Origin of the sequence: Puia dinghuensis (assembly GCF_014642875.1) — a bacterium.
GTDB lineage: Bacteria > Bacteroidota > Bacteroidia > Chitinophagales > Chitinophagaceae > Puia > Puia dinghuensis.
In genome coordinates this window covers 643,759-664,191 of record NZ_BMJC01000001.1, presented here as the reverse complement: position 1 = coordinate 664,191, position 20,433 = coordinate 643,759, and the positions used below count along the sequence as shown (strand labels likewise).

The 20,433-nt window shown below is 49.0% G+C and carries 18 protein-coding genes and 1 pseudogene; 9 read left to right on the top strand and 10 right to left on the bottom strand.

The features are described from left to right. Positions 1-42: 42 nt before the first annotated feature. The 6 genes from IEY39_RS02480 to IEY39_RS02455 form a co-directional block, all read right to left on the bottom strand. Complete coding sequence (locus tag IEY39_RS02480; protein ID WP_188928177.1) at positions 43-264, bottom strand: general stress protein CsbD; 222 nt, start codon at positions 262-264, stop codon at positions 43-45. Between the two features lie 121 nt (positions 265-385). Next, complete coding sequence (locus IEY39_RS02475; protein ID WP_188928176.1) at positions 386-1,168, bottom strand: MBL fold metallo-hydrolase; 783 nt, start codon at positions 1,166-1,168, stop codon at positions 386-388. A 51-nt stretch (positions 1,169-1,219) separates the two neighbouring features. Beyond that, positions 1,220-1,801, bottom strand: a complete 582-nt coding sequence (locus IEY39_RS02470; protein WP_188928174.1) for a TetR/AcrR family transcriptional regulator — start codon at positions 1,799-1,801, stop codon at positions 1,220-1,222. 57 nt (positions 1,802-1,858) lie between these two features. Further along, positions 1,859-2,863 (bottom strand): alpha/beta fold hydrolase, encoded by a 1,005-nt coding sequence (locus tag IEY39_RS02465; protein WP_188928171.1) that lies wholly within the window; start codon positions 2,861-2,863, stop codon positions 1,859-1,861. Between the two features lie 6 nt (positions 2,864-2,869). Continuing rightward, on the bottom strand, positions 2,870-3,469 hold the full coding sequence (locus tag IEY39_RS02460) for a Crp/Fnr family transcriptional regulator (RefSeq protein ID WP_188928169.1): 600 nt from the start codon (positions 3,467-3,469) through the stop codon (positions 2,870-2,872). Between the two features lie 22 nt (positions 3,470-3,491). After that, positions 3,492-4,295, bottom strand: coding sequence for a class I SAM-dependent methyltransferase (locus tag IEY39_RS02455; protein ID WP_188928167.1), 804 nt, complete (start codon positions 4,293-4,295; stop codon positions 3,492-3,494). Between the two features lie 197 nt (positions 4,296-4,492). Here IEY39_RS02455 and IEY39_RS02450 point away from each other — a divergent pair, with 197 nt between their 5' ends. After that, positions 4,493-5,026 carry a YybH family protein gene (locus IEY39_RS02450; RefSeq protein ID WP_188928165.1) on the top strand — a complete coding sequence of 178 codons (534 nt, stop codon included), beginning with the start codon at positions 4,493-4,495 and terminating at the stop codon, positions 5,024-5,026. Positions 5,027-5,088: 62 nt separating this feature from the next. On the opposite strand, the gene IEY39_RS02445 is transcribed toward IEY39_RS02450, so the two are convergent. Then, positions 5,089-5,781 carry a LytR/AlgR family response regulator transcription factor gene (locus IEY39_RS02445; protein WP_188928163.1) on the bottom strand — a complete coding sequence of 231 codons (693 nt, stop codon included), beginning with the start codon at positions 5,779-5,781 and terminating at the stop codon, positions 5,089-5,091. Next, positions 5,771-6,820: a sensor histidine kinase gene (locus tag IEY39_RS02440; protein WP_188928161.1), complete on the bottom strand. Its 1,050-nt coding sequence runs from the start codon at positions 6,818-6,820 to the stop codon at positions 5,771-5,773. The genes IEY39_RS02445 and IEY39_RS02440 overlap by 11 nt, the downstream gene beginning before the upstream one ends. A gap of 165 nt (positions 6,821-6,985) precedes the next feature. Here IEY39_RS02440 and IEY39_RS29695 point away from each other — a divergent pair. From IEY39_RS29695 to IEY39_RS02395, 8 genes and pseudogenes are all read left to right on the top strand, one after another. Continuing rightward, a pseudogene (locus IEY39_RS29695) lies at positions 6,986-9,463 on the top strand (TonB-dependent receptor domain-containing protein). A gap of 637 nt (positions 9,464-10,100) precedes the next feature. Further along, positions 10,101-12,980, top strand: a complete 2,880-nt coding sequence (locus tag IEY39_RS02425) for a sensor histidine kinase (protein ID WP_188928157.1) — start codon at positions 10,101-10,103, stop codon at positions 12,978-12,980. Between the two features lie 43 nt (positions 12,981-13,023). Then, entirely contained in the window at positions 13,024-13,665 is a 642-nt protein-coding gene (locus IEY39_RS02420) for a response regulator transcription factor (protein WP_188928155.1), read from the top strand. Positions 13,666-13,730: 65 nt separating this feature from the next. Next, positions 13,731-14,999, top strand: coding sequence for an OmpA family protein (locus IEY39_RS02415; RefSeq protein WP_188928153.1), 1,269 nt, complete (start codon positions 13,731-13,733; stop codon positions 14,997-14,999). 68 nt (positions 15,000-15,067) lie between these two features. Next, positions 15,068-15,574, top strand: a complete 507-nt coding sequence (locus IEY39_RS02410; protein WP_188928151.1) for a hypothetical protein — start codon at positions 15,068-15,070, stop codon at positions 15,572-15,574. Between the two features lie 12 nt (positions 15,575-15,586). Further along, a complete protein-coding gene (locus IEY39_RS02405; RefSeq protein ID WP_188928149.1) occupies positions 15,587-16,336 on the top strand; it encodes a hypothetical protein in 750 nt (249 codons plus the stop codon). A 14-nt stretch (positions 16,337-16,350) separates the two neighbouring features. After that, complete coding sequence (locus IEY39_RS02400) at positions 16,351-18,318, top strand: hypothetical protein (RefSeq protein WP_188928147.1); 1,968 nt, start codon at positions 16,351-16,353, stop codon at positions 18,316-18,318. A 69-nt stretch (positions 18,319-18,387) separates the two neighbouring features. After that, positions 18,388-18,774, top strand: coding sequence for a hypothetical protein (locus IEY39_RS02395; RefSeq protein ID WP_188928145.1), 387 nt, complete (start codon positions 18,388-18,390; stop codon positions 18,772-18,774). A gap of 13 nt (positions 18,775-18,787) precedes the next feature. Here the strand turns inward: IEY39_RS02395 and IEY39_RS02390 are convergent, their stop codons facing one another. After that, entirely contained in the window at positions 18,788-19,507 is a 720-nt protein-coding gene (locus IEY39_RS02390; protein ID WP_188928143.1) for an SDR family NAD(P)-dependent oxidoreductase, read from the bottom strand. 25 nt (positions 19,508-19,532) lie between these two features. Further along, entirely contained in the window at positions 19,533-20,429 is an 897-nt protein-coding gene (locus IEY39_RS29690; protein ID WP_229688734.1) for an SRPBCC family protein, read from the bottom strand. Between the last annotated feature and the right edge of the window lie 4 nt (positions 20,430-20,433).

Genomic DNA, 20,433 nt, shown 5'->3' with positions numbered 1-20,433 from the left:
GGCCTGATCGAAGCCCGGTCTTTTGCAGAAATAATATCGTAATTAATGCCCCTTTGCCTTCTTTTGAATCGACTCATGCTGCTCTTTAATGAACTTATCGATTTCAGCACGCTCTACACCCAGCTTTTTTTCCAGCGTGGTATAAAACTGCTCTTCCTTACCTTCTTCATACTTTAGATCCTCATCTTTAAGATGGTGATATTTTTGCTTCAGTGCGGCTTTGATTTCATCCCAGTGCGCTCTGGCAGATTGTAGATAAGTCATTGTTTTGTTTTTTTGGTTATTTGATCAAAACAAAGAAAGATAGTATTGCGAAGAATATTCTTTTGAAAGCAAGGAAGATTCTTTGATTTTCAAATAACGAGAGGGCAGTAGTGCCGGCCCTTTAAATTTCAATTAAAGCTGGTGAGCCTGGCTGCAACCAAAGCAATCTTTCTTTAATATCTGAATGGGTTATTTGATCATATAGATATTCAGGTTGTTCATTGAAATGCTTCCAACCTTCGAAATGCGTGGGGATAAATTTCTCCACATTCAGTAGCCGGGCTGTCCGAATAGCCATTTCGGTGGAAAAAGTCAAGGGCATATAATTGATTTGCGGGAAGCCTGCCTTACCCACATGCAGTACTGCGGTGTGCACATTGAACCGTTTTGCGATCTCTTCGATACCTTCAAAGTATATAGTATCTCCGGATACATAGAGTGCGCCTTTTTGCTGGCCCTCCCACTCGATCATGAATCCAATAACGTGTCCGGATACTTTTGTCAGCTCCTGTGTAGGTGCATGCTGGCAGGGGGTGGCGGTGATGCGGAGGCCGGGTATTTTATCGGTTGCGATGGCGAGACTTTCCCATTCGCTGAGTCCTGTTATGTTGTCCTGTGCCAGTCGTTCCACTGCTCCCGGGGTAGAGATAACCTGCTTCACCGTTTTGATGAATTCGCGGCCGGCGTTATCCAGGTTGTCTTTATGCTGGTCATGGCTAAGCAGCACCAGGTCTACTGGTCCGATAGCCGCAGGTTGTAGTTTTGGCGAGCCTGTTTTATATAAAATTCTGGCGCCTTCGTATTCGCTGCCCTCTTTGTCGAAAGCAGGATCAGTGACGATGACAAATCCGTTGATGTTGATAACCATGCAGGCTGTGTCGACTTGTGTGAAGGAGACTTTCATATACGTGTATTTGTATTTTGTACTTAATGGTACATTATTGGGCAAAAAAAATTACTTCAAAATAGATAGCTGCATTTCGATCAGCGGCAGCAGGCAATCAGGGTCCGGATACATGCGCCGGGTGATATTGAGGCCATTCCACATCGTGATCAGGTAACGCGCAATGACAGCAGGATCTTCCCTGGTTTTTAGTTGTCCGGTCTGTTGTCCTTTTTTTATTTGATCGTGAAAGAGCTGTTCCATTTTTTTCAATCGCCTGATGGCCATATTCTCGAGTGGCTTATCGATATTCGATAGCTCTACAATAGTATTACCCATAAAGCACCCTTTCTGATGGGTGCTCTGTGGCGAGGTGGCCAGCTTCCCGAAGAAATTTCTGATCGATCGGATAGGGTCCACCCCGGCTTCGATGTCCTTTTGTAATGCAGCTACGGATTGATTGACAAAGTTTTCTATTACCCTTTCAAATAGTTCTCTTTTGCCTTTAAAGGTGTTATAGAAGCTGCTTTTACCAATATTCATGGCGGAAAGCAGCTCGTCGGTAGAGGTGGCTTCGTAACCTTTACACCAGAAAAGCTGGGTGGCTTTTTCTAACACTTCATCTTCGGAGAATATTTGGGGGCGGCCTGCCATGGGTATCGTTTTCCAGACAAAGGTATAATATTGTACTGAATAGTACAAAATTTGATCTTATGGCTGTCGTGTTATTTCTAATATCCTGTCCGCCAATAATTTCGGCTGCTCCATCGGTATCATATGACCTCCGGACAGTACCTCTATACCCACTCCGTATTTATTCAGTCTTTCTTTCGCCAATTTCACCTGTCTGGGCTCAAACTGGTCTTTATCACTTCCAATAATATAAAACGAAACATCTTTGTGCATCTTTTCAACAATGGGAAGCAGATTCAGTCTTTCTCCATTCGCCTTATGCTCATCCACAAAACCGGCGGCGTAGTGAAGAAACAGCGCTCCATTCCTTCTTCTGATGGCATCCCGCGCTTCGGCTAATTCAGCTTCGCTCACCTTATACTTCCTGGACCACATACCTTTTATCATTCTATTGAAAGTATAGTCTGACGTTTGGGCTTTCATGGTGCTTCTTTTGCCAAATCTGGTCTTGAGCAGCGGGGTGGTAAGGATGGGGTGAGAGTGCCCATCTGTAAAATATCCCCCATTGATGAGTAATACTTTTGTGATCAAAGTGGATGGTTGTATTCCCTTTTCTATTTTTTCCTGCTGCCTTCGCAACAGCTCCATGACTACTAAAGAGGAATAATCAAAAGTCACTGCAAATGTAGAGGTAACATTATGATACTTCCATATCGCTTCCACTTGGTTCGCCCTTTCAAAAGTGGAGTATGGATAGTCTTCGGGTTTATCCGATTCGCCCTGACCGATATATTCAACAAACAGCCGGTTAAGCGGCTCCTGTGCTTCCAGCAAAGCATCAATTTTAGACCAGTCATACGATCCGAATGGATAGCCGGGTAGAAAAGAAATTATATTGTTGCGGTTGTGCATTGGATGGGTCATATATCTATTGAAAACATACAAACTTTTTGCCGCAGCTGGCAGATTTGTATCCAATATGGTTTTTGCTACCGGGTCGTAAGGTAACCGCACACCGGTGTCGAACCATTCTTTTGCTGAAACGATGTTCGAAGCAGAACGGTAATTATTTATTGTTGTCATGGTTGATCATTGTTTTTTTGAAAAATCTTTTCGAATACGGCTAAGCGAGGAGTCCGTGATCCCAAGGTAAGACGCTATATGCTTTAGGTGTGCATATTGAAAGATCTCCTTATTGGTATTGATCAGCTCGGCATATCTTTCTTCAGCGGTTTGAGTGATCAGTAAGAGGGTTCTCTTTTTATAAGCCGCAAATTCATTTAGAAGCATCCGGCGACCGAATTCCCGAAATTCAGGAAGGGCATGAAATAGCTCGTTTGACTTTTCGGAGGAAAGCAGAAAGCCTTCGCAATTGGTAATGGCCTGAATGTTCTCTATGGATCTTGTCTTTGTGATAAAGGAAGTCGCCTCAAAAACGGGTCTATTACTTTTGAAGAAGTCTGTGGTCACCTCTACGCCTTCAGGGTTGTACGTAAATGCCCGCATGAAACCTTCCGTCATGAAGAAATGATGGGTATTCACTTTTCCCGCGGTCACAAAATAGTCGTTCCTTGCAAAGCTTGTGGGTTCAAAATGACCCGCTATTTCTTCAAGCAACTTTCTCGAGATCGACACATTCGACGACAAAAGCGTATCCCGGATAAAATTAATAACAGGCTCCTTATTCATAGTAGTGATAAAAATAGTGAAATTATTTCTCCGCACTGAACACCAGCGACCGGAGTGGAGAACGAACAGGCTTGTCGCCTAATTCCAGACCTATGGCTTCTTCCAGGGCATCGCGGAACCGCTCGACCAGGGACGGGTCGTTTTTGATGAAATTGTACAGCGGAGAGCCGAGGACAAAACCATTGGCAGCATCAAGAGCTGTATCGCAAATTCCTGTTTTAGCTACAGATTCAACCTTATAACGGGCAAAACCGGCCTGTTGCAGAAGGGATGATCCGTAGTTTTCATCAGCCATGGAAAAAGGGCCGACCCCAGCGTTTAGCGGTGTGCTTGGGAGAAACTTGGATATGAGGGTATTGTAAATCCTCCATACCGGGTTATCTGCAATATTTGCCCAAACATTGAAAAGCAACTTTCCACCCTTTTTGAGCACCCGGTGGATTTCAGCGACCGCCTTGGGTTTGTCCGGTACAAACATCAGCCCGAATTGACAAACAACGGTATCGAACAGATCGTGTTCATAGGGAATTGCAGCCATATCGACCGTGTCCCAACAAACATTGGGCGCTGCTATTTTCTCCTGCGCGACAGTAAGCATGTCAGCGTTGATGTCGGTAGCAGTTAATTCAGCGGAGCCGGATAAATGGCTTGCAAGGCGCTGCGTTACTATTCCCGTGCCGCAAGCCAGTTCCAATATGTTGGAGCCGGCGGCAGTTTCTATCCGGCCGACCAGATCTTCGGCATATGGCTCGAATAAAAAAGGACCGAGATAGTGATCATAATTTTTAGCGATAGATCCATTAAATGTAATTGAATTGCTTTCCATAATAAACTTTGTTAGAAATTGAATAATGAATGTTTGAAATTCTTCTCAAAGGAAGTGCTAATATTTCTAACTGAGCTTGCCATTTGGCAAGTAGTGATCCGGTGGAAATGAATTCGGAGCAGCGAGATGTATTTCTTGTCAAATGGCAAGTACTTCAGAAAAATTCTGACCGTACTTTACTATCAATATTAAAAACCATGAAAAAAGTAAAATTTCACCCGTCAACGCTGATCCTGTTACCAGCGCTCATTGTAGTCTTTTCCTTTACCGGCCGTTCCATTGGCTCCTTGCCCGACAGGCCCGACGGCCGCACGCATAACGGTACCGATACCCTTGTCGATGAGCTTCAAATGGTTGCCATGCAAGTCAAGGAAGCCTTTATCAATGGCGACTCCGCCCTCTTCCTGAAGACCTTTACTCCGGATGGATGCATGCTGGTGCCAAATCAGCCTGCTTTCTGCGGGCAGGGGGGGCTCACCCAGTTTTATAAGAATACCCGCAAGAATGGGATAAGGAACACCGTATTCACTTCGCTGGGATTATACGGACAAACCGGCGAGTATGTGACCGAGCAGGGCGCTTTCGAGGTTTTCGATGCCGATCGGCATTCTCTGGCTAAGGGAAAGGTCATCAACATCTGGAAAAAGACGGACCAGGGCTGGAGGATATTCCGGCAAATGCTCAATTTTGATGCTCCTTTGCCTGCGGCGCCGCCATCCTCCCGGCCATAATTCACTTCGTCTTACGAAACCCGCTCCCGCAGCGGGTTTTTTGGCGTAAGGCCCGGTATATATTAAAATGTCTTTTTACGGATCACCTCCATCAGTCCGTCCCTGAACTTTTCGCCAATCGGTACCTGTATATCCCCAATATGAATGTGGTTATCCTGTATCTTATTCATTTGGCTGATATTGATGATATAGGAGTTATGCACCCGCGCAAATGGCATGCTAAGCTGGGCTTCAATATCTTTTAAACGCCGGTAGGTCAAAACTTCGAAAGTCCGGGTTACGACGCGCACATATTCCTTCCGGCTTTCGAAGAAAAGTATCTCGGGTAAAAAGATCTTTCGCAGTTCGGTTCCCGATTTGACAAAAAAGTATTCATTAGCCTTTTCTTCTTTGCCTGTTACGGGCATACGAGACTGAAAGTGTGTCTCGGCCTTTTTTACGGCTGTCAGAAATCGCTTTAGCGTAATCGGCTTTAAGAGATAATCGATGGTATTGAAAGAATAGCTTTCCGCAGCATGCTCCGAATAGGCGGTCGTAAAGACAATAGCCGTTTCGCTGGATAGCAGGCCAGCCAGTTCCATGCCGGTGAGCAGGGGCATATTGATATCCAGGAAAATAAGATCAACCGCATTTTCCTTTAAAAAAGCAATGGCTTCCAGCGCATGGTAGCATTTAGTCACAAGCTGCCACGACGTGCTTTGTCCTATAAGCACTTCCAGCAAATTCACCGCATTAGGTTCATCATCAACTATCATGCACCGTAGATTCATGCAGAGGTATTTTTAAGGCAGCCGTAAAATATTGGCCGTCATTGACAGTCTCCAGCTCAAAACCGGCGTCATACAAAATAGATAATCGCTTATGAAGATTTTTTAAACCCAGTCCGGCCGGCATATTCTGGTCCGCATGCCTGTTAATGGTATTTTTTGTTTTGAAATAAAGGTAACCATTTTGATGAACCAGAGATATCGTGATCTTATTGCAGCCGCTTATTTTATCAATGCCATGCTTGAAGATATTCTCCACAAAGGTCATCAACAGCATGGGCGGAATAGGTGTTCCGGCAGAAAACCGCTTTTCAAATTCGATCTCGGGCTCCGGCCTTATCCTGATCTTCTCCAGCGCGATATAGTTGTCCAGGAATTGTACTTCCGTACCCAGGGGAACAGTCTCCTGGATGCTTTGGTCGACAAAATACCGCATGATGTCCGAGAGCCTTTCGATCAGCAGCGCTGTCCGGGGCGAGTCCAGGTATGCCTCATAATACATATTGTTCAAGGTATTGAAGAGGAAATGCGGCTGCACTTGCGCCCTTAATAGTTTGAGCTCGAACTGGCTCCGTTGCAATAAGGCCTCCTCCGATGCTTGTTTTATCATGAAATAAGCAAGGGCTAGCCGGAAGATAAAGCTCAGCACAAAGACCGTGATGCCTGATAAAACGAAAGTGATATATGTTCCGACATCCAACAGCCTGGGCGCCGCAGCAAAATACTTATTACTGATGGCCAAAGAAAGATAGACCTTTCCGGCGCCGGCCACCAGTAGCAGCAGAACGGACCCTGCTGCATACAGGACATAGCGTCTCTTTTGATAGAATCTCGGGTACAGGAAGTGGATATTACCATATATGATCAGGGCATACACGCAGGAATTCTTGATGGCATAAGCCGCCGATCGCTTGACCCCATCGTCGGATACCATATCGAAAAAACTGATCAGCAGTATGGCAGCCCATACCAGGTATTGCAGCCTGATCAGCGTTGCCTTTTCTTTAAATAAATTTATTTTATCCATTCCCGCTGCAAAATACCCGATTTCCCATTGACAGCCTCTTCCTTTCAACAAACCACCTGTTTTCCTCAATGAAGGTCTATTCAGGAGATTGATTAGCCTTTTGACCTGCGGGTTGAACAAATTTTTCAGCCAAAAATATCTGGCATTTTTTCGCAGCAAAAAATCATGATTTCTGCTTTAACACCTCTCTTGAAAAGATGGCTTTTGATCACCTCCCTTATGAGTGCAACTGCCGACCTGCCCGCACAGGTTATGGGCAGATTGGAGGGAAGGCTAAAAGACAGACAAGACCAGCCCATTGCTCATGCGACAGTGTCAATACTTAACCCTTACACGCTCTCTGCTGTACGGGTTGCGCAAACGGATTCATCAGGCAGGTTTGATGTCGATGAGATACCTTACGGTATATTTACCTGTAAGATAAGTTTTTCCGGATACCAACCCTTGATCAGAGACAGCCTCGTTTTCTCCCCGGAAAACCCGACAATAAGTCTCGGCGATCTTACCATGATCCCGTCAGACAGGCTGCTGACCGAGGTCACGGTCTCCGCCAGGGCTCCGACGATCCGCAACGGCCCGGATAAAAAGGTCTTTTCCGTTAACCAAAGCCTCGTTAGTCTCGGTGGATCGGCTGCCGATCTCCTGCAAAATATCCCTACTCTGCAGGTAGATGCAAACGGCAATGTGAGCTTGCGGGGAGCGGACAACCTGAAGGTTCTCGTTGATGGCAAGCGCTCCCTCATCGGTGGAGGGACGGTCGCCCAAATTCTGCAATCCATTCCCGCGAGTGCTATCGACCGGGTGGAGATCATCACCAACCCTTCGGCACGTTATGACGCCGAGGGGCAGGCCCTTATCAACATCGTGTTGAAGAAGAATAATGTTTCAGGATTTAATGGCTCCGTTGCAATAACCGCGGGTACCAGGGACAACTATAACGCCGCTGCGGCTATAACCTATCAGCATAACAAGATCAATCTGTACGGCAATTACAGCTACCAGCGCCGGAATACCTACAGCAATGGATTCCAGGACATGATCTACCTGCAGTCTCCCGACCCTGCCTATTATTCCAACGAAACATTCCCATCTGTTACCATCACCAGTCTGCATTCCGCCAAGGCCGGAATCGATTATGCATTCAGCGCCAAAGATGGGCTAAGCCTCTCCGGCGGCTATAATACCTCTACTACCAACCGCGATGAATCATTAACAGTAGATAACCTGACGGCCGCCCATTTGCCCGTGGAGCTCAGCACCCGGCACAACGGTACTACGGGCGATGGTAATAGCTATGAGCTGACAGCCGATTACACGCACAAATTCAGTAAGCCGCAAAAAGAGCTGACCTTCGATTTTGATTATTCGCGGGGTGTCACCAATAACCTTCAGCTTTACACTACCTACATTACCAATATCAACGGCTATACAACAGACTCCACCGCGACCTTGAAGGACAGCAAACTAGGGCACAGCAGCAACTATAATGTTCAGCTGGATTATACGGCGCCCATTGGTAAGGCCGGTAGGCTGGAAACGGGCTATCGGAGCCAGATCGGCACAGCCGGCAACTAACAATGGGATTTCAACCTCTCCAAGGCAAACGGTGACTATGAACCGGATTATAGCCTGATCAATTTCTTTAAGAGCACGAGCCAGGTGCATGCCGCTTATATCACTTTCCGACGACAAATACATTCGGTTAGCATCCAATTGGGCGTCAGAGCAGAGCTCGGCAGGTTTAATGCCGATGTGCAAAGTTTTGATTCGTCCGGCAAATTGGTTGCGCTGCCTATTTCGGTAAATACCAAAGGGCTATATCCCAGTTTGTTATTGATAAAACGGCTTGGTGACGGCCACCAGGTACAGTTGAGCTATTCCCGGCGGGTGAACAGACCTACGCCGCGAGAATTAAACCCTTTCCTGGATGTCTCCGATCCCGTGAACTATGACGCTGGAAATCCCCGGCTATTACCCGAAGACATTCATTCGGTAGAGTTTACATATACCTACACCAGGCCTAAGGTCTCGCTGACGTCGGGAGCATATTTCACCCGGGTAAATAATGTCATCAAGCACATTCAGACTGCCCCGGTGAATGATGTGACCTTTACGATAGCCCAAAATCTACCCCGGGCCATTACTACCGGTCTTGAGTTCATCGGCAATCTTCACCCGGTGAAGGCATGGGATTTCACCGTCAACGTAAACCTGTACCAACGGATCAACGATGCTGATTCTGCGTATGGTATCGGCGCCACGCATGGGTTAAGCTGGAATGCAAACATAACCAATAACTTTTCCCTCGCCCAAAACCTAACGCTTCAGTTGCGGGCCGATTATAAGGCCGCCGATGTCATTATACAGGACAGGTACCGTCCGGTTTATGGCATCGATGCAGGAGCCAGGTATGATTTTTGGCATAACAAAGCCAGCCTGGCACTGAATGGCCGGGATATCTTCAATATCCGCCGACCAAGTTTTTTACGGGAAAGCGATGCCCTCCTGCTGAATTGGCAACGGATCACTTACAGCGCGAGGGCCAGCCTGACCTTTACTTACCACTTTGGCAAAAGTAACATCGGTACAAAAGTGCGGAAAAGACCCGAAGTGCAACAAGACACCCGCATCGAAAACGGATAAAGCACTCTATACAAAAGGTTCCGCGATTTGCTGGTTGATCTCTTTGACGACATTATCAAGGTTTTCGTACCAATCCAGATGCGGGGACCACTGATTACAGCCACCAGCGTGGTCAATACACTGCGTATCTTCCCATACTTTTTGACAGGCAGGACACCTTCCGCCGGTAGAAAAGGTATTCCATCTATGTCCACAAGTACATCTCCAGTAAGGCTTTCCATCCGGTTCCCAATTACATTTAGGACACCTGATCCTGATTGATTCCATAGTAATAGGCTTGTTTCACTTCCCCTGAGCGCACTTGCAAAATACACAAAATTACTGCCAAAACAGGCAATTGATGTAACTTTGACTTTGACTAACGATTGGTTTATGACTAATAAACTAATATACTGGATACCCATCGTTGGGGTGTTTGTCAGTCTGGTGCAATATGATAAGGAGAATGGCATGGGTCCTGGCTGGGCTTATTATCAGGCAGGAATGCTTGTTGTAATTATTTGGGTCCTGGCATTTCTTCAAGCAGGATTTTGACCTGTTGTCTTTGACAAACTCCTGTCGCCTTTAGCTCCTGCATCCATTCAGGAAAGGCAGCTTTTTGCGGTTACTCCCGGAATTTTATCTTAGATCCATAATCATGCCCCTTTCCCGTTATTGGTATGCTGTCCTCCTGGTCTTCTTCACCGCACCTGCCAGGGCGCAACTATACCCGTTTAAGAATTTCTCGGAGAAGGACGGCCTGTCTTATCAAAATATCACGGCTGCCATGGAAGACGGAAGGGGACTATTATGGGTAGGCACCCCCAACGGCATCAACTGGTTCGACGGGAAGAATTTCTACGAGCCGCCCATTGCAGCCTCATCGGGATATTTAAACATCACCAACCTCTACAAGGACCTGCGGAACAACATTTGGATGATGACCTTTTACGATGGCATCTACCGGTTTTCCGGCAACCGCTTTACCCGGTTCTTACCGGACAGTGTACACCCTGAATCCATTTGCAATAATGTGTTCGACTTCCTGCAATTAAAGGACAGCTCCTATATCTGCCTGACAGACATGAATGTCTTTGCCTTTGATGGGAAGCATTTTTCCCTTTTCGACCCGGACAACACTGCCCTTCAAACGGCTTGCTATTCCATAGCAGCGCTCGGGGACGGAAGCCTCCTGCTGGGCACCAATAGTGGATTGTTCCATTATACCCTTGAAAAAGGAAAATGGCGTTTGTCCAAAAGCCTATTCCGGCAACTTTCAATAACAAGGATAACGACTACACGACAAGCTATCTGGCTGGGCACCCAAACCGGTCTTTTCAAATTCAATTCCCTGGCCAGCCTGGACAGGCAAACGCCCGACCTCTATCTTTTTGACAAAGAGTATATCACCAGTATGGCCCACATCGGTGACGATAGTATATGGGTATTCGGGAAAAGGCTATACCTGATCAACAAAGAGACCATCATCGGATTTGGCCAGGAGAATGGGCTGCCCGCTTCTTATGTCAACTTTATATACTGCGATAGCCGGGGCATTTCCTGGTTTTGCACCAACAATGGCCTCAGCAGGCTGGGCCAGGTGTATTACCAGTTTGACGATATGGAAAAATACCTGCCGGGCAATAACTCCATGACCCGGCTGGCAATCGGCCGGGACAGCACGCTATGGGTTGGGACGCAAAATGGACTGCTGTATAGGGAAAAGAACAACCGGGGATTTAATAGCATCTACGAGGTGGCTCATGTGGCTATCGGCTTTATTTCCTGGTTTTGCCAGGACCCCAACGGCGACTTATGGACCGGCAGCAGTTCAGGAATTTTAAAGATCACAGGCCGATCGGTGAGCCGGGTATCCTCCTTGCATAGCGTCTCGCAATGTAAAGGCGCAGACGGGGGCAGCTGGCTTGCGGATATCGACGGGAATATCTGGTGGTGGAAGGGTGCCACGATGAGACAGGTTTCCCATGCTGCCGCACACCAGGATGATATTTATAGCCTCTATTTTGATACGGCAAAATACCTTTGGGCAGGTTTTAGAAACTCCGGAATAAAAGTGTTTCATTGGGATCACGACAGCCTGACCACTATTAAAACCTATGGTCCTGCGGACGGCTTTACCAATTTGCGCATCCGCTGCTTCCTGGGTGATGGCCGGGGGCACCTGCTTGCGGGTACCCGCACCAGCGGGATATACATCTTTTCTTTAAAGAACGATTCCATTCCCTGCCATCTCGATAACCGGCAGGGGTTAAAAGCCAGTTGGATCAAAGAACTGTCTAAATCCGGCGACACCATATACATTGCTACCAACAATGGGATATACAGCCTCACCGGGAATTGTACCAGCCCCTCGATAAAACAATTGCATTTCGACAAAGCTGTTGTCGGCAATGAATCGGGTAGTGTGCTGGCCTGCGGCCCCTATTTCTATATTGCCAATAAAGGCATAATGAAATACTACCCGAAAGCGGTCGTTCCCGATACCCTTTGTCCGCCTGTCTACTTCACCCAATTGCTGCTGGGTGGCATGGAAGACAGCACCTGGCTGCCGTATACGGTTGCTGAAAAACACGCCGACCTCGACTATGCGCACCATACGGTCTCTTTCCAGTTCACGGGGATCAACCTGCTGAATGCGGATCAACTGCGATACCAGTATATGCTGGAGGGGCTGGATACCGGATGGGGCCTACCCACTTCCCGCAATAATGTAAATTATAACCTCAAGCCAGGCCGTTATACGTTCAGGGTACGGGCATTAAATGAGGCCGGTGGCTGGAGCCCCCACCCTGCTGCTGTATCCTTTTATATCCATTCCCCTTTCTGGCTCACCTGGTGGTTCTTCGTGCTGCTGGCTTTAGCGCTCGCCTGGGTCGTTTATACGATTTACAGATACCAGTTGAAGAGTGCCCTGCGGCTCGAACAGCTCAGGAATAAAATATCTGCCGACCTCCACGACGATATGGGCTCCAGCCTTAGCTCGATCTCGATCCTCAGCGAGGTGGCCAGCAGAGAAGACGAACAAAAGTCCAGGCACATCATCCGGGAGATCAATGAACGCAGCCTGCTGCTAATGGAAAAAATGGATGATATCGTCTGGAGCATCAGTCAAAAGAACGATACCGTTGGAAACCTGATGTCACGGATACAGCAGTTCGCCTCTACCCTGCTGGAAGCAAAGGAGATAGAGTATGAAGTTAAGATACCCGAACAGGTGAGGACAGTCCGGCTGGATATGCTGCGCAGGCAGCATATCTACCTGATCCTCAAGGAGGCTATCAACAACCTGGTAAAGTACTCCTGTTGCAGGTCTGTATGTATTTCCACGGCCTGTACAGGCAGGACGCTGACGATCTCCGTGGCCGACGACGGTAAAGGCTTCCACCGGGAAAGTATCAGGCGGGGCAACGGCCTGCTGAATATGGAAAAACGTGCCGGGGCCATTGATGGAGAGCTTTCTATCGCCTCCGTTCCCGGAAAGGGCACCCGGGTCACCCTGGCTGTAGAAATAGAATAAATGTACCATAAGAAACACCGGTGACAACAGTTAAATTCGCGGAATGATCAGGATTGCCATCATCGACGACAATCAAACCCTCCGGGAAAGCCTGGAAAAGCTCTTCGCGCACACGGAATCCATGCGTTGCGTGGCTTCCCTGGGCAGCCTCCAGAACGTGGTGCACGAGATGCGGAAGGCCAGGCCTGATATCATTATTATGGATATCGGGCTGCCGGATATTTCGGGTATCGAAGGTGTACGCACCGTAAAAAATAATTTCGAAAGCATACAGATCATGATGCTGACGGTGTTCGAGAACGACGACAAGATATTCGAGGCGATCAGGGAAGGCGCGGACGGTTACCTGCTGAAGAAAACACCCCCCAATGAGATCATCGAGGCCATACTTGAACTGTACAACGGCGGCTCGCCCATGAGCCCCTCGGTGGCTCGTAAAGTCATACAGTACTTCCAGTCAGAGGCGCCCAAAAAAGACAATTTCCAACTCACCTCCCGCGAAAAAGAGATCCTTTTCTCCCTGGTCGACGGCCTCAGCTATAAAAAAATTGCCGACAAATATTTCCTGAGCGTCCACACTGTTCGCAAACATATCTCCAGCATTTATGAGAAGCTGCACGTTCACTCCAAATCCCAGGCAGTAGCCAAGATATTGCATGACCAGAAAGGAAAACAGGGAGCTTGAATATGGGACATTTGTCCCATTGACCCGTCAGGCCTTTCGTTGTTCCTTTGTTAAAATTAATTGTTATGCTTAAGCATTTGCTGGTCATAGCTATCACTCCCCTATTCATCATTCATACCGAAAGAGCCCTGAGCCAGGTGAACAACCCCGGCAACGTCGCCAAACAGGACGCCTCCAACCATGCCAACAACGACGTGAATAATTCCATCAACAATGGACTGAACAAGGTCGACAATTCACTAAAAGGGCTATTCAAAAAGAAAAAGAAAAATGCGGCCGATACCACCCAAAAAACTGTCGCGACACCCACCGGGGCCACAGGCACGGGGTCTTCAACAACGTCAGCGGCCGACGCATCTGCCGGCGCCCAGGCCTCATTGACCTCTTACCAGAACTATGATTTTGTGCCGGGCAATACTATCCTCTTCGAAGACCAGTTTGCAGACGACCAGTCCGGCGAATTCCCCTCGCATTGGGATCTCAGGAAGGGCCAGGCCACGCTCAACATGCAGGGGAGCGATAAGGCTTTTTTCATGACGGACGGAAACTATTGTGTGGTGCTCCCCTTGATGAAGACAAAATCCTATCTCACGGATAATTTCTCTATAGAGTACGATCTCTATGGCAACTATGCCTTTGGGCTCATTATAGAGATGGTCGCTGCGGACGGCCAAAATTATTTGTCGGCGCAGGTGACTGCTGACGAGGCGATTTGGCAAAGAGGTAATACCCAAAAGCTGAGCGCCAGCCTCCCGGCGGATATTGCCGGCCGGAATTTCGGCGGCAAGTGGCATCATGTGGCCATTGCCTATAAAAATGACCAGATGAAGGTATATGTAGATAAATACCGGGCGCTGACAGTACCCCATTGCGGCGGGTTAAAGCCGGCCACTATTGAAATAGACGGCATCGGCGATCAGAACAAACCCATCATCTTCAAGGATCTCAAAATAGCCGACGGCGTGCAGATGTATATGCTGGGACAGAAATTTACCGATGCCAAGATCGTTACGCACGGCATCAATTTCGACGTCGACAAAGCAACTATCAAACCGGAGAGCATGGGCACCCTTAATATGGTCGTGCATGTTCTACAGGACAACCCCGACCTCAAATTCGAAGTGGACGGCCACACCGATAATTCCGGGACGGCAGCCCATAACCTGACGCTATCCCAGCAACGCGCGGATGCGGTGAAGACCCAGCTCATCAGTATGGGTATCGACGCTTCCCGGCTAACCTCCAAAGGCTTTGGGGACACCAAGCCCATGTCCGACAACAGCACGCTGGAAGGGAAAGCCAACAACCGGCGCGTTGAGTTCGTTCGGATGTGATCCCGTCGAAGCCCTGCAACTAAACCCTCACCATAATTTATACCACTATGCGTACTAAAATGTACTGTATGTCCTTTGTGACCCTGGGCGTAACCATCCTCTTGCTGGCCTGTCAAAAATCAAACAACGGCAATAACACGCCGGCTACCGGGAAAGGCACCCTCACCGTCAACTCAACGGCATATAGCAATGTCACCTGCACCCAAATTCCAGACACGGTCTCCAGGAATCCCCTGGCGGTCGTGCCCGGCGTCTCCCTCATCGCGATCAATGGGACGGATTCGGTGGCTTTCTACTTTCTCAACATGCCGACTCAATCCTCCGGGAGCGTTAGCTTCGTCAATGGTGACAGCACCGCCGTCAGGATAGGCAACAATAATACGGTGACCTATACGGGCTATATCCTCGGCGAATATATCCATATCACCGGAAGCAACCTCGTAGACTGGAGCGTGACCAACGCAGGCGGCACGCTGACCAAGACAGGAGCTAACAGCTTTACTTTTACCTGCACCACCCATACCCCGGGCAGTACGACCACCGATGTCACTGTCAGCGGCAGCGGATCATTTTAAAATAGAATAGCCATGGGTAATGCTATCATTCGCATCCTGCTGTTGCCGGTGCTCCTGTTCAGCTGCGCGCCAGAGGCCCCCGCTCAACAGACTCCCGCTCCCGGTCCGCCGAATGCCGCGCAGCAGCAGGCATTGGATAAGGTCATGTTCGCTGTAAAGACCATATTCAACAAGCTCAACAGTTCGGACTGGATACTCCGGCGCGATTATTATGACCCGAAAGCGATCGTCAACTACTGGCAAGCCGGCGCCCCGATGAACCTGAACAATAATTTCGAAAGGGTTTATGAGATCAAAGCGGGGACGCCATCTTATGAAAAACTCATCCGGCCGCTGGTAGACAAGGATCAGGAGTTTTATAAAACACAGCAATACGACAGTGCCAGAATCTTAGACGCAAAGATCAAGGCCCTGTCACACTTCGAACTGTATGCCAACCTCAATATGGCAACGGTGAACCTGCAACCCACGAATCGGCGGCAGCCGAATGTTCCCTTATCCGTGAAAGGATGTACGTATAGCTGCCTGTCCAATCACGGCAATGTGGATAGGGTCGTCGTCGGTAGTTATCACCTGTTGTTCGGCGCCTGGGACCCGGCGCAATGTGCAAAGGAGCAGACCGCTCGTTACCAATTCAGGCATCCTGTCGGTACGCCCTATATCGAGAATATCGACATCGAGATCATCGGCGATAATGACTTCATCCGCAACTGGGTGGATACTGCAGACTGGAGCCTGATCACGCAAGCACTTTCCAATTGAATAAAATATCGAGCATGAAACCCACCGGTGTCAACCGCTATGCGCCTTTCGTCTGCCTCCTGCTTTGGAGCACGGGTGTCTTCTCACAGCCAAACCAACTGGCAAAAAAAGATACCCTGATGTGGTTCGTCGGCACCTGGCAATCCAAAACCGTCTTTAAAGCCGACAGCAATTATATCACCGGCGGAGCGGCAGGCGCCACCGTAACCGTCCAGCCGGATGGAAGCACGTCCATTCAGTCACCCGATGGACAAAAGTTTAACCAGCAGATCGACCAGGGGCTTAACGCGGGGGACGACGCATTGAACAACCTCAAGCAGCAGATCAGCAGCGAAGGGTTAGGCCAGTATCGGCTATATACGTTTACCAAGGAGCAAATCGATTCGGCCAAGGCCTGGTTTCAACGCCTGAAGCTGCCTGATGGCTCTTCATCCAACTCCGCTTCCCCCACCCCACTTTCCCGGTTTGTCGGAAGCCTGGCGAATTATTGCGAGACGGTGAAGTCGGATTATGATGCGGTGGACCAATTTTGCAAGGCCCACCGGGGAATGAAACATGAACATTTTGATTATCCCGACCCGCCCAAGGCCGACTATTTCAATTGCTGGGGCTGCCAGCATGACGCACAAAAGACATTCGTGGCGGCCAGCCAGGCCTATGTTCCCACCTTCTTTGTACCCGAACAGGACCTGGTTACCAAGGCGCTGGCCATTATGAAAAACCTACAGCGGATCGGCAGGGACAACCCTTGGGCGGACCAGGGTCCCGATATTCAGCCAACCATCGACAGCCTCTGGCAACATCATAGGAATGATCCCAGTAAGAATGGTCCCTGCGAATACCTGAGCTTTAGTGTAATGGTAGAAGACGTGGTCTTTCTTGTTCAACGGATGCTCAATAAAGCAGACCAGTTGCTGGATGATGTCGATAAAAGCAACGATTATAATGCCATCTACCCTGCCATCCTGGTGAACCTGGAGGCCTATCGCAAGTGCGAGCAAATCGGGGGTTTTGGGAGCGTATCCGGGCAAAATAATTTTGAGCGGTGCCGCGCCCTGGATCAGAAGCTATTTAGCAAAATGGCAGACAACCTGCTGTCGAAACATTATTGGTCTTATCTCGCCAGTATACCCGTGCTGTACGAGATTGCTAAAGAAATACAGTTGCTGGGCGGCGACGCAAATGACAATGTGTTGCAACAGGTAAATGCTGCTACGCATTTCACGCTAAGCCTCGACCTTAACGCTGGGCTGGACTTCCAGGGGCATGGGACGTATACCACGCACCTGATAGGGAAAGCCAGAATAGTGGCAGAGATGGACTCAATCAGCTGCATCCGGTTCGTCCTGGATGAAGGGGAGAACGTGATCTCCATGCACCTCGAGGAAAACCGGATGAGCCTCCAAAAGTGCAGCCCACAATATACCGGCACATATACCTATATAAGCCCGCAGCCCGTACTGAATATTGACTTATGCAAAGGCGCGGCAGATACCCTAACCCTGGCCCGGTTCAGTGCCAGGCCCGCGAAGGCCGGTACGTGGGTAGACCCTTGCGGCGGTCCACCCCCTGCCAGCGGCATCAATGGCGTCGACGGCTATTTCATCGATCCCAATACGGTGATGAAACAGGCGCAGAACATTAAATCGAATGCCTCTGCCAATTCGGCGCAAATGCAGGACATGATCGCCAAATTAAAGCAGCAGGCCGCGGCAATTAAGCAGCAATTTGCCGGCGGAGGCGGTGGAATGGACGCCGGTACGGCCACCAGCATCAAAAAGATACAGGATATGGCCAATACGGCGATGAACTCCCAGATAAGCCAATTGTCGCGCCTTGTACTCCCGGTGACAGTGACCAACAATCAAACTACCCTGATCAACCAGGTGATTCATGCCACCGACATAAACACCAATGCTCAGGCGACCCAGATGATCAAATACTGCGTTCTTACGATCCAGCTGAAGAGCACGCCGCAGTAAACTACCTGTTAATTAATCGACTTTTAATTTAGGCCAATCGCATTTCTTGATTAGCTTTAAAATCAAAAAATGAGAAACACCCTTCTTATCCTTGTCCTGGTTGGCGCAACTTTAACCTCCCACTCTCAGACCCCCAATACCGTTATCAACTGCTGGATCGACAACGGCGGTGTCAATTATGGTCATCTTGCGGAATTGCTGCCCGACAGCATCACGGCAAACCTACTGGTCAATCCGCGTAAAAAATTCCATATGCGGGACGGCAACGTTATCCTTCTTTGGTTGGAACAACAGGGCTGGAAACTCCTGGCTGTGGACGTCTCGGCATCCGGCTCCGGCGGAAATGTCTTCAGCCGTTCGAACTATATCCTGTCAAAAGAGATTTACCTGGACGATGCGGCCCGGACGCTATTCCTGCAAAAATTGGAAGGCATCGAAAACAAACGCAATAACTGAGGTCTGAACCTCCCTAGGCAGGCTGCCCGGCTACGATCGCCGCATTCTGCCGCTCCATCGCCTTCATTGCACTACCACGCCAGCTCTCGGCCATGGACGCTGAGATGGGATCGGGGAAGATATCTTCCTCTTCCTTCTCTACGCCATCATAAATGGCGGATGCGGCTGATTCCGGGGAGATTTTAGGTATTTCGAGCCCCCGGTTCATGTCGGTATCGACGGGACCGGTAAGAACCGCATGCACCTTCACACCCCGGCCGGCCAGATAGGCACGCAGCGATTGGGTCAGCGAGAAGGCTGCCGCTTTCGAGACCGAGTAGGAAGAAATAATCGGCAAAGCAGCAAGGGCCACTATCGACAAGTTGTTGACGATCGCACCTTGAGACCGGGTGAGGGCAGGCAGAAAAGCCTGGGTCAGGTCGTAAGGGCCGAAAAGGTTGACGGCGAAATGACGGTCGAGCATAGAGCGGTCACTCAGGTCGTCGTAATGCGCCACGCCGGCGTTGTTGATCAGGATGTCAAGCGATCCGACCTGCGCGACGGCCTGCCCGATCTGTTCCGCGTTTGTCACATCCAGCATCAGGGGTACAACCCGGGGATCAGGGTGTGTCATAGGTGTGCGAGTACCGGCATACACCCGCTGCGCGCCTCTCTTCAGCGCCTCTTCGACCAGGGCGCGCCCTATTCCACGGTTGGCCCCGGTGACAAGGAGAATCTTGTTCTCGATTTTCATATACTTAATTTTTAGTGTGCTTTTTTTAGACCGATAAGGAGCGAGTTTCCTTCTCGTCCTTGCGCGTAGGGCCTCCTTTGCCGGTTGCGATGAGGCTGCGCAGGCTGGTGCGAACAAAATAGGTCCATGCGTCATTGCAGACGTTGTAGCATTCGAATTGGGGAACCAGCCCCTGATGAGTGAAGCGAACTTCAGTCTGACCATCCTTTTTAGCGATGTCGAAAATGATCATCGTGTTTTTCCACTCGCTTTGGTCTTCAACGAACTTGAAATAATTGTCCATAACCAGCCAAACCACCTTTCGTGCAGGAATAAGCACAATGATCCTTATCTCGCAGCGATGGACGTCTTCATAATGGTATTTGAATTCGCTGCCAGGCTTGTCCGTGCTTCCTTCTATATTCTCGGACCACCAGCCACGGACATTATTGATGGCATCAAAAGCTTCCTGTGGCGTTTGGTCTACCAGAAAGACGGCTTTGAAATCCTGATCCTTCGTACGGCTGGCGGAAATGAAGTTCCGCAGGCTATCGGTTATATAACCGGTCCATGCATTGGAACAGGCCTCAAAACACTCCTGTTGCGGGATCAACCCTTCATGGGTGAAGCGGATCTGGGTCTTGTCATCCTTTACAGCGATATCAAAGATGATCTTTGTATCCATCCATTCATTTTTATCCTGCACGAAATTGATGGAGCTTTCTATCACCTGCCATACGACCCTTTTGCCCGGAATTAGCTCCGCCAAACGCTGCTTGCTGTAATGGAGATCTTTGTAACGGTAGGTAAATTCGTCACCCACTTTGCCCGTAAGTCCTTCAATTTCTCCCGACCACCATCCACGGACATTGTTTATAGCCTCGAAGGCTTCCTTCGGGGTCTGGTCTACCACGATGGTTGTGGTAAAATCTAGTTTCTTCATGGTG